The organism is Capillimicrobium parvum (assembly GCF_021172045.1).
In the GTDB taxonomy this organism is placed as follows: Bacteria; Actinomycetota; Thermoleophilia; order Solirubrobacterales; family Solirubrobacteraceae; genus Capillimicrobium; species Capillimicrobium parvum.
In genome coordinates this window covers 3,881,786-3,896,237 of record NZ_CP087164.1, presented here as the reverse complement: position 1 = coordinate 3,896,237, position 14,452 = coordinate 3,881,786, and the positions used below count along the sequence as shown (strand labels likewise).

Genomic DNA, 14,452 nt, shown 5'->3' with positions numbered 1-14,452 from the left:
GCCACGTGACCCGCCTGCGTCGGCTGCGCCGCGAGTCACTGGGGTTCGCCATCGGCTCCGCGTGCTTCGCGGTCGGGGCGCTGCCGGGCTACCTCGATCTCGTCGGCCCGGTCGCCGACAACGCCACCTACTTCGCCGGCTCGCTGTTCTTCACGGCGGCGGCGTTCATCCAGCTGCGCTTGAGCGGGCGCTGGCGCGGCGGCGCCTGGCGGTCCGCGACCGATTGGGACGACTGGTGGTCGGCGGCGATCCAGTTCATCGGGACGCTGTGCTTCAACGTCAGCACCGGCGCCGCGCTCTGGCCGCATCTGACGACGGAGCAGGCGCGCCACCACGTGTGGCGCCCGGACGCCGTCGGCTCGATCTGCTTCCTCGTGTCGAGTGCGCTCGCGGTGCTGGCCACGACGCATCGCGAGCGGCTGTGGGACCCGGAGGCGCGCACCTGGTGGGCGACGTGGCTGAACATGCTCGGGTCGATCGCCTTCGCGGTCTCTGCGGTCGCGGCGTTCGTGGTCCCGTCCTCGGGCGAGGTGCTGAACGTCGAGGCGGTCAACGCCGGGACGTTCGCCGGCGCGCTGTGCTTCCTCGCCGCGGCGCTGCTGACCCGGCCGCCGCGTCGCGAGATCGAGCCGGACGCGGCCGCCCCTGGCACCGCGACGGTCGGCTGAAGTACGGTTGCGCACATGGAGACGGATCTCCGCGTGACGTGCGTCCAGCGCAGCGACTCCACCGACCCGCACGCGCGGATCCTCGCGGTGGGCGGCCGCGACGGCACCGGCGAGACGTTCCGCTTCACCCACGCGGAGGCGGTCGACGCGGTGCGCCACGGCCGCCACTACCTGTGGTTCGAGCACCCCGAGGGCCACGAGACGAAGGTCGTCGTCGCGCGCGGGCCCTTCAGCCACTACTACCTCAAGGGCGAGGTGGACCTGGCGCAGCCCGACTCGCTGCTGGCGCTGCCGGACTGCCCGCCCGAGAGCTGACGAGCGCGAACCAGCGCTCGAACAGCGCGCGGGCGTGGCGCTGCATCGCGGGCGCGCGCACGGCGAAGTCGGCGAGCAGCGCGTCGAGCGCACCCGGGCCGCGCACCGCCTCGAGCGCCTGCGCGTAGGCGGGGACCGCCGCCCACTCGGCCGCCATCGGTTCCGTGACCTCGATGTGGAACTGGACGGCGTAGACGGCGTCGCCCCAGCGGAACGCCTGGTTGGGGTACGCCGGCGAGCCCGCCAGCCGCTTGGCGCCGGGAGGCAGCGCGAACGTGTCGTTGTGCCACTGGAGCGTCGGGAAGCGGCCGGGCAGCGCGCCGGTCACCGGGTCGGCGCGGCCCGCATCGGTCAGCTCGACGTCGAGCACCCCGACCTCCGGCTCCTCGCCCCGGTACGCGCGCCCGCCGAGCGCCGCGGCCAGGAGCTGCGCGCCGAGGCACGCGCCGAAGATCGGTGTGCCCGCTCGCGCGGCTTCGGCGAGGTGGCGCTTCTCGTCGGTCAGCCAGTCGTGCGCATCGTCCTCGTAGGCGCCCATCGGCCCGCCCATCGCGACGATCGCGTCGAACGTCCGGCCCGCAGGGATCCGCTCGCCCTCATCGAGCTCGACGCGCGTGATCGCGGCGCCGTGCTCGCGCAGGACGTCCTCGAAGATGCCCGGCGGCTCGCAGGCGATGTGCTGCAGGACGAGGACGTCCGGGGTCATCTCCAGACCGCTGCGGTCACTGCGCCGGTGCCCGCCACGCGGTCGACCGCGAGCGCGCGGAAGCCGTCGACGACGTGGCGCCGGAAGTGCTCGGTTTCCCGGTGCGCCTCGCGGGCCGCCTCATCGCGGTAGATCTCGGTGAGGTGGAAGACCTCGGGCCGCTCGGCATCGCGGGTGGCGATCCAGGCAAGGCAGTCGGGCTCGTCCTTGCGCACCGCCGCGGCCATCGCGGCGAGGTGGCCGGCGGCCTCGTCGGCCGACTCCGGGCGGACGGTGTAGGTGATGTGCAGGCCGATCATGTGGCGGCGAAGTATGCCGGGGCGTAGGGTCGCTCTCACGATGGAGCTCGTCGCGCTCGTCAAGCACGACTGCCCGGTCTGCGACCAGGTGCTTCCGGCGCTCGACGCCGCCGGGGTGCGGGTGCTGTCGCAGTCCGAGGCGGACGACACCGCCGCGCAGGCGGCGCGGCTGGGGTTGCGGGCCGTGCCGGAGCTCGACGACGAGCTCGCGCTGAGCGCGCGGCTGGACCTCGAGGCGGTGCCGGCCCTCGTGCTGCTCGACGGCGAGGCCGAGACCGCCCGCGTCGAGGGGCTGCACCGCGCGCGCTACGCGCAGATCGCCGAGCGGGCCGGCGTCCACATCGCGCTCGACGGCCTCCCGGAGATGCGGCCCGGCTGCGCGTCGCGCACGCGCGAGCCCGAGGTCGCGGCGCGGCTGGCCGCGCGCGCCGCACGCCGGGCGGGCCGGCTGCGGGCGCGCGAGCTCACGGTCGGCGAGCTCGAGGACCCGTTCGAGGCGCTCTTCGAACGCGGCGTCACCGACGGCCTGCCGGTGATCCCGCCGACCGCCGAGCGGGTCGTCGAGATGCTCGACGCCACGTCGCGCGACGCGCAGGACGTCGTGGGCGTCGTGCCGCCCTACGACGGCGAGGCGACGGTCGAGAAGGTGGCGATCAACGCGGTGATGGCGGGCTGCCCGCCGGAGGCGTTCCCGGTCGTCCTTGCGGCCGTCCACGCTGCGTGCCGGCCCGAGTTCGCGCTGCACGGCGTGGTGGCGACCACGCATCCCGCGGGGCCGACCATCGTGGTGAGCGGGCCGCTGGCCGCCGAGATCGGGATGAACGCCGAGGGCAACTGCCTCGGCCAGGGCAACCGGGCGAACCTCACGATCGGCCGCGCGCTGGGCCTCGTGGTGCGCAACGTCGGCGGCGGGCGCCCGCGCGAGGAGGACCGCGCCGCCCACGGCCAGCCCGGCAAGCTCGCGAGCTGCTTCGCCGAGCGCACCTGGGACTCGCCGTTCTCCCCGCTGCACGTCGCCCGCGGGCTCGACGCCGAGGAGACCGGGGTGACCGTCATGGCGACCGAAGCGCCGCGGATCGTCGTCGACCAGCTCGCGCGCGAGCCCGACGCGCTCGCCCGTTCGCTGGCGAGCGGCCTCGAGGCGGTCGCGCACGTCCGGCAGCGGCTGGCCTGGGATGCGCTGCTCGTCGTCGGCCCGGAGCACGGCCGCGTGTTCGCCGGGGCGGGCTGGTCGCGCGAGCGCCTGCAGGAGGAGCTCTTCGCGCGGACGATGGCCCCGGCCCGCTCGCTCGTGCGCGGTGCGGGCGGGATCGCGGAGGGCCTCGACCCCGCGTGGGTCGACGACCCGGACCAGGCGGTGGCGAAGTTCGCGGCTCCGGATCGCATCGTGGTCGCCCACGCGGGCGGCGACGCGGGGCTGTTCTCCATGGTCTACGGCTCCTGGGTCGGCGGCGAGGCCGGCAGCGTGCCCGTGACCGAGGCGGTGTCGCCGTGGCGCTGACGATCCTCGACCCTACGAGCGAGCGCGCGCCCGAGGGCCGTCCGCTCGCGCCGCGCCCGCCGCAGCTGCCGGCGCGCATCGCCCTGCTCGACATCCGCAAGCCGCGCGGCGACGTGTTCCTCGACGAGCTCGAGGCGCTCCTGCGGGCGCGGGGCGCCGCGGTGCAGCGCACCGCGAAGCCGACCTTCACGAAGCCCGCGCCGGTCGACGTGCGCCGCGAGATCGCCGAGCGCTGCGACGCGGTCATCGAGGCGCTCGCCGACTGAGGCTCCTGTGTGTCGTGCGGTCTGCGCGACGTGCTCAGCTTCGAGACGGCAGGGACCCCGGCGGTGCTCGTCGCCTCGTCGGCGTTCGTGCAGGCCGCGGACGTCCAGGCGGGGCGCCTGGGCCAGCCGGAGGTCCGGCGCGTGTTCGTCGCCCACCCGGTGCAGGACCGCACCGACGATGAGCTGCGCGCCGCGGCGCGGGCGGCGGTCGACGAGATCGTCGCGGCCCTCGTCGCGCGCTGACGGCGCGGGCGGCGGTCGACGAGATCGTCGCGGCCCTCGTCGCCGGCTGACGACGCGCGCCGCGCCCGGGCGGCGCGGTCAGGCGGTGCGGCGATCGAGGTCGCGATCGACGCCGCGCAGCTGCCATCCGGCGAACACGAACAGCAGGCCGCGGATGATCAGGACGATCCCGAGGATCACCGCGAACGTCGAGAGGCCGAGGTCCGGCCACGCCAGGATGACGATGCCGGCCACGACGTCGATCGCGGCGATGAGCAGGTTGCCGCCGCGGCCGTCGCGCTCGGCGAAGCCGGCGATGAGGCGGGCGATGCCGGCGACGACGAACCAGGCGCCGACGATGAGGGCGAACACGACGAGGGTGTCGAACGGCCGCTTGACGAGGACGAGGCCGGCGAGCACGCTGAGCACGCCGATCAGCGCCACGAGCCCGCGACCCTCGCCCGATCCGACGACCGATGCGATGAGGGCGAGGACGCCGTCGACCAGCAGGAAGATGCCGGCGATCACCGTGAACGTGCTGAGGGTCTCGTGGGGCGAGGCGACGAAGAAGACACCGACTGCGAGAACGGCGATCCCGAAGAGGAGCACCAGCCACCACAGCCGGGTGATCTCGTGCAGGGCGCCCGCGGGCGTGGTCGTCGTCATGTCCGTCCGTCCTCCGTTCGTGGATCAGGCGCCCGTGGAATACGCCGTACGGGGCCCGATTCCTGCCGCGCGCTCTGACGTTTGACAGTGCTGTGAAGGCTCGCGAGGTTGCCTTGACGCATCTGTGAACCGTGATCAGGAGCCCGTCGTGCACGACCCGCCCGCTCGCGCGGCTCGGCGCGGCCGCCGCGCTGCTCGGCGCCTTCCTCCTCGTCGAGCGGGCCATCGCTCAGCCGCTGCTGCCGGCGGTGCTCACCGCCACCGTGCGCGACCTGTTCGAGGGGCGACCGGGCCGGCTGAACGGCTCGCCTGCCGTGCCCGCGCGTGCGAGGATGCGCGGCCGAGGCCATGACGACGCTGGCTGAGCTCTACGAGCGCTTCGTGCCGAGCGACTGCCCCGTCGCTCTGCGCGCGTACGACGGCAGTGCGGCCGGCCCGCGCGATGCCGAGAGCGTCATCGAGCTGCGCAGCCCGCTGGCGCTGCGCTACCTCGCCACCGCGCCCGGCCAGCTCGGCCTCGCCCGCGCGTACGTCACGAGCACGCTCGAGGTCCGCGGCGACCTGCACGCGACCCTGCACGCGCTGCTCGCGCACGCGCGCGGCGGCCTGCGCGCGCGCGACCTCGCCGCCGCGCTGCGCGCGCTCGGGCCGTGGGTCCTGCGCCGCCCGCCGCTGCCGCCCGAGGAGGCGCCGACCCCCTGGCGCCGCGGCCTCGTCCGCCACACCCGGCGCCGGGACGCCGACGCGATCGCGCACCACTACGACCTCTCCAACCGCTTCTACGAGCTGGTGCTGGGGCCGTCGATGGTGTACTCCTGCGGCGTCTTCCCGACCGCGGACGCGTCGCTCGACGAAGCCCAGGCCGAGAAGGTGGACCTCGTCTGCCGCAAGCTCGACCTGCGGCCAGGACAGCGGCTGCTCGACGTCGGGGCGGGGTGGGGGTCGCTCGTGCGCCACGCCGCCGAGCACTACGGCGTGCGTGCGCTCGGCGTGACGCTGTCGCGCCGGCAGGCCGAGTGGGCGACCGCGGCGATCGCGGCGGCCGGGCTCGACGGGCGGGCGGAGCTGCGCCTGCTCGACTACCGCGACATCGGCGAGACGGGCTTCGACGCGATCGCCTCGGTCGGCGCGATGGAGCACGTCGGCACCGCCCAGCTCGACGCCCACTTCAGCGGGCTCGCCGCGCGCCTGCGGCCGGAGGGGCGGATGCTCAACCACACGATCACGCGGTCCTCGGGCCACCATGGCGGCCGCATGGGCCCGGTCATCGACCGCTACGTGTTCCCCGACGGTGAGCTGCAAGGTCCGGGCACGGTGGTCTCCGCGCTGCACGACCACGGGCTGGAGGTCCGCCACACGGAGAGCCTGCGTGAGCACTACGCGATGACGCTGCGGGAGTGGGGCGCCAACCTGGAGCGACACTGGGCCGAGGCGGTCGCCGAGGTGGGCGAGCGGCGCGCGCGGATGTGGCGGCTCTACATGGCGATGTCGCGGGTGGGCTTCGACCTCGACCGCATCGAGGTCCACCAGATGCTCGCCGTCCGCACCGGTCCGCGCGGCGCCGCGCGGATGCCGCTGCGCCCGGACTGGGAGCGCGCGCGGGCGAGCACGCCCGGAGTAGCCTTGCGCTGAGCTGAACATGCACCGAGGAGGGCAGGCGTGGCGTCGTTCAACGACCAGATCATCGAGGAGTTCCGCGCCAACGAGGGCCGCGTCGGCGGCATGTTCGAGGGCGCGCCGCTGCTGCTGCTGACCACGACGGGCCGCAAGAGCGGCGAGCCGCGGGTCAGCCCGCTCGTCCACAGCGGCGCCGCCGACGGCGACGGCTACGTGATCGCCGCGTCGAAGGCGGGCGCCGACACGCATCCGGCCTGGTTTCTGAACATCCAGGCCGACCCGGCCGTGCGCGTCGAGGTCGGGACCGAGACGTTCGGGGCTCACGCACGCATCGCCGGCCCCGAGGAGCGAGACCGGCTCTGGGAGGCGCACGTCGCGACGATGCCGAACTTCCGCGACTACGAGAAGGCCACCTCGCGGGTCATCCCGATGGTGGTGCTCGAGCGCGAGTAGCCGCCGCGCCCGCGCGCAGGCCGAGCCGTCCCGCCGCGAGACTTGACGCCTGTCTAGGATGCCGGCATGGACTTTGGCGTGTTTCTCCCGGTCTCAGGCCGGGCCTCGAGCCGCGACGGGCTCATCCATGCGGCGCAGAAGGCCGAGGAGCTCGGCTTCACGACGGTCTGGGCTGCGGACCGGATCGTCATCCCCTGGAAGATCGAGACGCCGTACAAGTACAACTGGAGCGGGTCGTTCTTCGTCCCGCCGGAGGCGAGCTTCCTCGAGGCGCTCACCGTGCTGGCGTTCCTCGCCGGGGCGACGGAGAAGGTCAAGCTCGGCATCAGCGTGCTCGTGACGCCCTACCGCGACCCGCTCTACTGGGCGAAGATCGCCACGACCGTCGACCAGCTCTCGCAGGGCCGGCTCGTGCTCGGGCTCGGCGTGGGCTGGATGAAGGAGGAGTTCGACGCGCTCGGCCGCGGCGACCTCTTCAAGGCGCGCGGCCGGGTCGCCGACGAGCAGATCACGATCCTGCGCACCCTCCTGACCGAGGAGCACTGCTCGTTTCACGGCGAGTTCTACGACTTCGAGGACATCGCGTTCCAGCCGAAGTCCTATGACCCCGACAATCCGCTCGAGCTGTGGATCGGCGGTGAGGCGAAGGTCGCCCAGCGGCGCGCCGGGCGCGTCGGCGATTCGTGGTTTCCGTACTTCCCGCGCATCACGCCGGAGGACATGCGCTCGCGCTACGACCTCGTCCGCCAGACGGCCGAGGAGTCGGGCCGCAACCCCGACGACGTCGCGCTGAACTGCTGCCTGTCGGTGGAGATCACCGACGAGGAGGTCGAGCAGGAGCCGGATCTCCTGCGCGGAACGCCCGAGCAGGTCGGCGAGGCGCTCGAGCGCTTCCGCGACATCGGGGTGCAGCACCTCGGCCTGCAGTTCCTCGTCGGCCGCTTCCCGCAGCGTCTCGAGCAGATGCAGCGACTGTCGGAGGCCGTCATCCAGCCCGGCCTGCTCGCGTGAGCGCCGGAGGCTGACCTCAGCCGGCCGGCGTGAGCCCGTGCCGGCGCATGACGGCGCCGATGGCGGCGAGGTCGGGCGGGCCGCCTGCCGCCGCGCGCAGGACCTCGGCCATCTCGCGGAAGTAGTCCGGCCCGAGCACGCCGGGCGTGATGACCGTGAGGGTGCGCGTGTCGGTGCCGCCGTGGTTGTCGAAGCCGTGGACCTCACCGCGCCTGATGCAGAGCGTGTCGCCCGGGCCGACCTGGTGCTCGACGCCCTCGACCGTCATGGTCAGCGTCCCGTCGAGGCCGTACAGCGTCTCCTCGTAGGCGTCGTGGCTGTGGGGCGCGGGGACCCTGCTGCCGGAGGCCACGCCGAACTCGAACATCGCGGCGCTCCCGTTGGCCTCTTCGCTCTCGACGAGGAATCGCACCCAGATGCCGCCGAGGCGGATGGTCTCCGTCATGCCCGTCTCCTTGCTTGGGAGGTGTTCGGGAGACCCTACGGCTCGCACGCGACGGCGCGTGCGAGCAGCAGCTCGCGCTCCCGGTCGTTGGCGCAGAGGTCGGCGGCGAGGACGAACGCCTCGCGCGCCTCGGCCGGGCGCCCGAGGCGGGCGAGGATGTCACCGCGCACGCTCGGCAGGAGGTGGTAGCCGCGCAGCGCGGGCTCGTCCGCAAGCGCGTCGACCACCTCGAGCCCGGCTTCCGGCCCGAACGCCATCGTCACCGCGACCGCGCGGTTGAGCTCGACCACCGGGGAGCCGGTGAGCGCGGCCAGGCCGTCGTAGAGCGCGACGATCCGCGGCCAGTCGGCTCCGTCGACGCTGGGCGCCCGCGCGTGGCAGGCGGCGATCGCGGCCTGCAGCGTGTACGGGCCCAGCCCGTGGCTGAGCTCTTCCGCACGCCGCAGGCCGGCGAGGCCGCGCTGCACGAGCAGCTGGTCCCAGCGGGCGCGGTCCTGATCGGCGAGGCGCAACGGCTCGCCGTGCGGACCGACGCGCGCCCGCAGCCGCGACGCCTGCAGCTCCATGAGGGCGAGCAGTCCGTGGACCTCGGGCTCGCGCGGCATGAGCGCGGCGAGGATGCGGCCGAGGCGCAGCGCGTCGGCACATAGCGCCGGTCGGGTCCAGTGCTCGCCGGCGGTCGCGGCATAGCCCTCGTTGAAGATGAGGTAGACGACCTCGAGCACGGCCGACAGGCGCTCGGCCAGCTCGTCGCGGCCCGGGACCTCGAACGGCACGCGGGCCTGGGCGAGCGTGCGCTTGGCGCGGACGATGCGCTGCGCGACCGTGCCCTCGGAGACGAGGAACGCCCGCGCGATCTCCGGCGTGGACAGCCCGCCGAGCAGCCGCAGCGTCAGCGCGACGCGGGCCTCGCGCGCCAGGACCGGGTGGCACGTCATGAACACGAGCCGCAGGACGTCGTCCTGCACCTCGTCGACCTGGGCGAGGACGTCGGGCTGGTCGAGCTGCTGGAGGGTCTGCAGGTCGCGGCCGAGCAGCTCCTGCTTGCGCTCGAGCGTCACGCGGCGGCGCAGCTCGTCGATGCCGCGCCGCTTGGCGATGGCCATGAGCCAGGCCCCCGGGTTGTCCGGGATGCCCGACCCGGGCCATTGCTCCAGCGCCGCGACCAGCGCGTCCTGCGCCAGGTCCTCGGCCACCGCCACGTCGCGGACGATGCGGGTCAGCCCGGCGATCAGCCGGGCCGACTCGATCCGCCAGACCGCGTCGATCGCCCGATGGGTGGCGGTGGCCGCCATCGCCTACTGCCGGCCCTCGATCTGCTCGCCGAGGCGCTCGTTGGCGGCGCGGAGCTCAGGGGTCATCTCGTCGCTGAAGTCCTCCATCTCGAAGACCTGGCGCAGCTCGATCTCGACGCCGCCGTCGAACGGCGCGCGCTTGAGCCACTCGACCGCCTCGTCGCGCGACGCGCACTCCCAGATCCAGTAGCCCGCGACGATCTCCTTGGCCTCGGTGAAGGGGCCGTCGATGACGGTGCGCTCCTTGCCCTCGAAGCGCACCTTGGCGCCCTTCGAGGTGGGGTGCAGGCCGTCGCCGGCCAGCATGACGCCCGCCTTGACGAGCTCCTCGTTGTACTTCGTCATCTCCTCGAGCAGATCGGTGCTCGGCATGACGCCGGCCTCGGACTCGGCGTTTCCGGGGACGAAGACCATGAACCGCATGGGGACCTCCTGATTGGGGTTGGGGTGGGCTTTCACTCGCGCGTCGAACGAGGGCGGGCGAAATCGACACGCCGGCGAAGAAATTTTCTCGAGACCCCGGATCCGGTGCGGTGACGGTCAGCGGTACAGGCGCGCGTTACGGTCCTCGCGACGGCCGGCGAAGCCGTTCGGGCGCCCGCCCTGCGCGTCGAGGAAGGCGAGCTCGAGCGACGTCGCGGCGAGGCCGCCCGGGCCGGGGTCGAGGTCGACCATGAACGTCTCGAGCGCGGTCGCGCCGTCCGCGGTGCGCACGACGCGGAAGAAGCGGGTCTGCTGGGGGAAGTCGGCCAGCGACGCCGTCTCGATCAGCCAGACGCCGCCCGGCCCGCGGCGGATCGCGTTGCGGTGGCTGTGCCCGGCGACCGCCGCGAGCACGTTGCGGTGCGCGCCGAGCAGCGCGAGCGCCGCCGCACCGCCCTCGCTGCGGCGCAGCGGCTGGTGGGTGAAGACGACGACGGGCCGGCGGCCGGCACGGTCGAGCTGGCCGCGCAGCCACGCGAGCTGGGCGGCCGACACGCGGCCGCCGGAGCCGCCCTCGGGCCGCACGAGATCCAGGGCCAGCCCGCGCACCGGCCCGATGTCGAAGGCCTGGACGGTCCGCGCCCCGGTGATCGTCATCGCCTCGCCGATCGTGACCTCGCGGCGGGCCGGGTCGGCGGGGACCCGCTCCGTGCGCGCGGTCTCCAGCACGCGGGCGATCGTGCCGGTGCCGATCGCGCCGACGCCGCCCTCGCCGCCGCGGTCGCCGCGCGGGATCGGGATGTCGCGCAGGCGCTGCGGGTCGAGCGCCACGATCGCCCGGTTCCCGGTGGCCAGCGCCTGCGTGCGGGCGTCGGGGCGCAGCTCGCCGGCGACCAGGACGTCGTGGTTGCCGAGCACCGAGTACAGCGGCGCGTCCAGCCCGTGCGCGCGGAAACGGCGCTGCGCCGCACGCAGCAGGCCGGGATGGCGCGGGGCGTCGACGCCCGGGCGGTAGAAGAACGGGTCGGGGTTCGTGCTCAGCTGCGGCCCGGAGGGTCCGCGCGCGCCGCTGTCGGGGTCCACCACGCCGCCGCGCAGGACGGTCATGGCCGCGGTCAGCTCGTTGCGTTGCGCGTTGTCGGCGAGGTCGCCGGTCTGCACGACGGCATCGGGGTGCAGCGCGTCGACGGCGTCGACCGCCGCGTCGAGCACCTGCAGCGTGAGCGCCTCCTGCGGGCGGAACGTCGAGGTGAACGGCGCGCCGAGGCGGTCGAGGAACGGGATGCGCGCGGGCGACTCCTCGTCGCGCACGTGGGCGTCGGCGATCTGCGCGAACGTCGCGAGGGTGCGCACCGGCCGGCTGCGGCCGCCGCGGTCACGCAGCGGCTCGCCGGGGCTGCGGTCGAGCACGCCGTCGCCGTCGGGGTCGCGCAGCGTGGCGTGCAGCGTCGAGCCGCCGGCGTCCGGCCCCGGATCGCCGGCGCCGCAGCCGGGCAGCGCCGCCATCAGCACGGCGAGCGCGACGAGGACGGCGCGCCTCACGGCCGCTCCCGCAGCGCGGCGGCCGGCGGCACGCGCCGCAGCCGCCGCGCGACCCGGACCGCCGCGATGCCCGCGACGACGACGAGGCCGGCGGTGACGGCCGCCGCCTGCGCGGCGCTCGCCCGCACCGGGAGGTTCGCGTAGCCGGCGGCCATCGCCGAGACCACGGGCCCGAGCACGAGCTCCTGCAGCGCGATGGCGAGCGCCGCCGCGGGGAGGACCAGCGCGGCGCCGGCGCCCGCGAGCACGGCGCCGGTCGTCGACGCCGAGCCGCCGAGGATGCGCAGCAGCGCCAGCGACGACGTGCGCTCGGCGGCGGTCAGCGCGAGCGCCTGCGCAAGCGCGTAGAGGATCACCAGCGCGACGACGCCGCCCACGACGCGCAGGACCGCGCTGAGCAGGCCGAGCAGCGACACGCTGTCGCCCGCCGCTCCGGACACCACCGATACGACGGCGGCCCGCGGGCCGCGGGTCATCCGCTGCGTCAGGCGCCGGCGGACCGCGTCGCGCGACGCCCCCGGAGCCACCCGCACCGCGATCTGCGGCCGGTCGGTGAGCGCGGCGCCCAGCCGCGCGGGGCGCACGTAGGCGACGCGGCCCTCGTTGTCCAGTGCGCGCACCACGCCGACCACCCGGAAGCGGGCCTCGCCGGCGCCGCCCGGCAGCGCGAGCCCAAGGGTCGCCCCGGGCGCCAGCCCGAGCGCGTCCGCGAGCCCCGCGCCGACCTCTGCCTCGTCGCCGGCGCGCAGCCGGCGCCCCGCGGCAAGCGGCGGCGCCTCGAACTCGGTGTGATCGCCCGGGAACGCGACCACCTTCAGCGTCTCGCCCAGCTGGAAGGAGTCGGCGGCCTCGAGCACCCAGCGCGGCGCGGCGGCCGCCACGCCGGGGGTGGCGCGGATGCGCGGCAGCGCGGACCGGTCGGCGCTGACGGTGAGGGAGAAGCGCTTGCCCAGGGTCGCGGGGTCGTCGCGCAGGCGCTCGAGGGTGGTGGCGAGCGCGAGCATGAGCAGCACGACGGCGGCCGACATGCCGAGGACGAGCACGGTGCCGGCGTAGCGGCCGCGCCGGGCGAGGACGAGCCGGGGGCCGAGAGCGAGAGGACCGGTGAACGGACGGACCGCGGTCGTGGCTGCGCGGTTGCGGTGCAGCCGTCGCCGCGGCGAACGCGCGAGCTCGCCGCCGCGCAGCAGCACGGCCGGCGGCGGAGCGGTCGCGCGCCAGGCCGGCCAGGCGGAGATCGCGACGACGAGCGCGACGACGGCGGCCAGGGCGGCGCCGAGCAACGGCAGCGCCGCCCAGCCGGGCGGAGCCTCGTTGAGGATCGCCAGCAGGTCGCCGGTCGGCACGACGGCCAGCGCCCACCCCGCCGCCAGGCCGGCCGCCGCGGCGGGCAGCGCGACCGCGGCCGAACGCGCCGCCGCGGACCGGGCGACGGCGCCGCGCGAGAACCCGAGCGCGCGGTGCACCGCGATCGCCGGCATCCGGCGCCGCACGTCGGCGTGCGCGGCGGTGCCGAGCATGACGCCGGCGGCGACGAGCGCGATCACGGCGAACGCGACCAGCAGCGCGATGACGACGCCCGCCGCCTGGCCGATCAGCAGCCCGACGCCGTCGCGCGTGAGGAACGACACGCCGCGCACCCCGTAGGCCTGGGTGCGCGCCTGGGCCAGCGTGACGTCGGTGCGGCCGCGATCGTGCAGCCACAGCAGCGCGCGGTTGACCGCGAGCTCGCCGTCGCCGCCCGCGACCCGTCGGCGCACCAGTGCCGCGCCGACGTAGACGCGCGCGGCGCTGGCCAGCGGGAAGGCGACGTTGTCGGGCGCGCGCGCGATCCCGGCCACGCGCAGCGGGCCGAGGCGCCCGACGTCGATGGTCGAGCCGGGCTCGAGATCCCACGCACGGGCGACGCCCTGCTCGACGACCGCCTCGGCCCGTGCGCCCTCGGGCTCCAGGTCGCGGCCGCCGACGATCGCGTAGCCCCGCCGGGCACCGCTGACGACCTGCACCGCTCCGCGGTGGGTCGCGTGGTCGCCGGCGCGCAGGTCGACGCCGTCCACGTCGAGGCGGTACGCGCGGGCCTCGAGGTTCGGCAGCGTGGCGATCCGGGCGTCGACGGCGGCGCGGCGCGCCGCGTCGAAGCGGACGATCACGTCGGGCAGGTCGGCGGCGCGGGCGGACCGGTCGAACCCGGTCTGCAGCGCGTACGCGACGGTCGCGCAGACGCCGACGACCAGCGCCGCGGCAAAGACGCCGGCCGCGGCGAAGGCCCTGCGGCGGCGCTGAGAGGTCATGCGGCCGCGAGGCGGCCCTCGCGCAGCGTCACCACGCGGTCGGCGCGAGCCGTGACGGTCCGCTCGTGGGTGACGACGACCACCGCCCGGCCGTCGCCGGCGAGCTCGCGCAGCAGGTCGAGCACGACGGCGCCCGAGGCCTCGTCGAGGTTCCCGGTCGGCTCGTCGGCGAGCAGGACCGCCGGATCGTTGACGACCGCCCGGGCGACGGCCAGGCGCTGCTGCTCGCCGCCCGACAGCTCGTGGGGGAGGCCGCCGGCGACCTCGTCGAGCCCAAGGCGCGTCACGAGCGCGCGGGCCCGCTCGCGGGCGCCCGGCCGCGCTCCCGGCAGCCGCGCCGCGAGCAGCACGTTCTCGGCCCCGGTCAGCTCGGGCACGAGGTGGAAGGCCTGGAAGACGAAGCCCACCCGCCGGCGCCGCACCGCGTCGGCGCGGCGCCCGTCCAGCCGCTCTCCGGCGATCTCGACCGTCCCGGCGTCGCTCGTGTCCAGCCCGCCGAGGAGGTGCAGGAGCGTCGACTTGCCGCAGCCCGACCGGCCGACGACGGCGACGAGCTCGCCCGCGGCGACGTCGAGGTCGACGCCGTCCAGGATGCGGCGGGCGGCGCGGCCGCGGCCGTAGTCCTTGACGAGCCCGCGTGCACGCACGACAGGGTCCATCGCGTCACACTAGGCCCGCGGTCGCGAGCCTGCGCCGCACGGCGAGGGCGGTGCAGCGAGGTTGGCGCGCAGC

17 protein-coding genes are annotated in these 14,452 nt (G+C 75.3%); 8 read left to right on the top strand and 9 right to left on the bottom strand.

The features are described 5' to 3' along the window. Positions 1-5 precede the first annotated feature (5 nt). Together DSM104329_RS18995 and DSM104329_RS18990 are read left to right on the top strand one after the other, a co-directional pair. On the top strand, positions 6-668 hold the full coding sequence (locus tag DSM104329_RS18995; protein ID WP_259311423.1) for a YrhK family protein: 663 nt from the start codon (positions 6-8) through the stop codon (positions 666-668). Between the two features lie 15 nt (positions 669-683). Then, entirely contained in the window at positions 684-983 is a 300-nt protein-coding gene (locus tag DSM104329_RS18990; protein WP_259311422.1) for a DUF3892 domain-containing protein, read from the top strand. On the opposite strand, the gene DSM104329_RS18985 is transcribed toward DSM104329_RS18990, so the two are convergent. Next, positions 913-1,689, bottom strand: a complete 777-nt coding sequence (locus DSM104329_RS18985; protein ID WP_259311421.1) for a type 1 glutamine amidotransferase — start codon at positions 1,687-1,689, stop codon at positions 913-915. The two genes, DSM104329_RS18990 and DSM104329_RS18985, sit on opposite strands and share 71 nt — an antisense overlap. Next, positions 1,686-1,988, bottom strand: coding sequence for a putative quinol monooxygenase (locus tag DSM104329_RS18980; protein ID WP_259311420.1), 303 nt, complete (start codon positions 1,986-1,988; stop codon positions 1,686-1,688). The genes DSM104329_RS18985 and DSM104329_RS18980 overlap by 4 nt, the downstream gene beginning before the upstream one ends. A gap of 40 nt (positions 1,989-2,028) precedes the next feature. On the opposite strand from DSM104329_RS18980, the gene DSM104329_RS18975 reads away from it, so the two are divergent. Both DSM104329_RS18975 and DSM104329_RS28965 read left to right on the top strand, forming a co-directional pair. After that, positions 2,029-3,489 carry a thioredoxin family protein gene (locus DSM104329_RS18975; RefSeq protein WP_259311419.1) on the top strand — a complete coding sequence of 487 codons (1,461 nt, stop codon included), beginning with the start codon at positions 2,029-2,031 and terminating at the stop codon, positions 3,487-3,489. Beyond that, positions 3,486-3,998, top strand: a complete 513-nt coding sequence (locus DSM104329_RS28965; protein WP_326924508.1) for a UGSC family (seleno)protein — start codon at positions 3,486-3,488, stop codon at positions 3,996-3,998. Before DSM104329_RS18975 ends, DSM104329_RS28965 begins: the two co-directional genes overlap by 4 nt. A gap of 78 nt (positions 3,999-4,076) precedes the next feature. Here DSM104329_RS28965 and DSM104329_RS18960 read toward each other — a convergent pair whose 3' ends face one another. Continuing rightward, positions 4,077-4,643, bottom strand: a complete 567-nt coding sequence (locus DSM104329_RS18960; protein ID WP_259311416.1) for an HdeD family acid-resistance protein — start codon at positions 4,641-4,643, stop codon at positions 4,077-4,079. A gap of 131 nt (positions 4,644-4,774) precedes the next feature. Between DSM104329_RS18960 and DSM104329_RS18955 the strand changes: the two genes are divergently transcribed. The 4 genes from DSM104329_RS18955 to DSM104329_RS18940 all read left to right on the top strand — a co-directional run bounded on the left by DSM104329_RS18955 (position 4,775) and on the right by DSM104329_RS18940 (position 7,724). Then, positions 4,775-5,008 carry a hypothetical protein gene (locus tag DSM104329_RS18955; protein WP_259311415.1) on the top strand — a complete coding sequence of 78 codons (234 nt, stop codon included), beginning with the start codon at positions 4,775-4,777 and terminating at the stop codon, positions 5,006-5,008. Then, positions 4,992-6,275, top strand: coding sequence for an SAM-dependent methyltransferase (locus tag DSM104329_RS18950; RefSeq protein ID WP_259311414.1), 1,284 nt, complete (start codon positions 4,992-4,994; stop codon positions 6,273-6,275). Before DSM104329_RS18955 ends, DSM104329_RS18950 begins: the two co-directional genes overlap by 17 nt. A 27-nt stretch (positions 6,276-6,302) precedes the next feature. Continuing rightward, entirely contained in the window at positions 6,303-6,713 is a 411-nt protein-coding gene (locus tag DSM104329_RS18945) for a nitroreductase family deazaflavin-dependent oxidoreductase (protein ID WP_259311413.1), read from the top strand. Positions 6,714-6,779: 66 nt separating this feature from the next. Next, a complete protein-coding gene (locus DSM104329_RS18940) occupies positions 6,780-7,724 on the top strand; it encodes an LLM class flavin-dependent oxidoreductase (protein ID WP_259311412.1) in 945 nt (314 codons plus the stop codon). A 16-nt stretch (positions 7,725-7,740) separates the two neighbouring features. Here the strand turns inward: DSM104329_RS18940 and DSM104329_RS18935 are convergent, their stop codons facing one another. From DSM104329_RS18935 to DSM104329_RS18910, 6 genes are all read right to left on the bottom strand, one after another. Next, entirely contained in the window at positions 7,741-8,169 is a 429-nt protein-coding gene (locus tag DSM104329_RS18935) for a cupin domain-containing protein (RefSeq protein ID WP_259311411.1), read from the bottom strand. 35 nt (positions 8,170-8,204) lie between these two features. After that, entirely contained in the window at positions 8,205-9,464 is a 1,260-nt protein-coding gene (locus tag DSM104329_RS18930) for an RNA polymerase sigma factor (protein WP_259311410.1), read from the bottom strand. Positions 9,465-9,467: 3 nt separating this feature from the next. Continuing rightward, the gene (locus DSM104329_RS18925; protein WP_259311409.1) at positions 9,468-9,887 is read right to left on the bottom strand and encodes a YciI family protein; all 420 of its coding nucleotides are present in this window, start codon (positions 9,885-9,887) and stop codon (positions 9,468-9,470) included. A gap of 117 nt (positions 9,888-10,004) precedes the next feature. Next, complete coding sequence (locus tag DSM104329_RS18920) at positions 10,005-11,429, bottom strand: metallophosphoesterase family protein (protein ID WP_259311408.1); 1,425 nt, start codon at positions 11,427-11,429, stop codon at positions 10,005-10,007. After that, positions 11,426-13,720: an ABC transporter permease gene (locus tag DSM104329_RS18915; protein WP_259311407.1), complete on the bottom strand. Its 2,295-nt coding sequence runs from the start codon at positions 13,718-13,720 to the stop codon at positions 11,426-11,428. The genes DSM104329_RS18920 and DSM104329_RS18915 overlap by 4 nt, the downstream gene beginning before the upstream one ends. Next, positions 13,717-14,379: an ABC transporter ATP-binding protein gene (locus DSM104329_RS18910; protein WP_259311406.1), complete on the bottom strand. Its 663-nt coding sequence runs from the start codon at positions 14,377-14,379 to the stop codon at positions 13,717-13,719. The genes DSM104329_RS18915 and DSM104329_RS18910 overlap by 4 nt, the downstream gene beginning before the upstream one ends. Between the last annotated feature and the right edge of the window lie 73 nt (positions 14,380-14,452).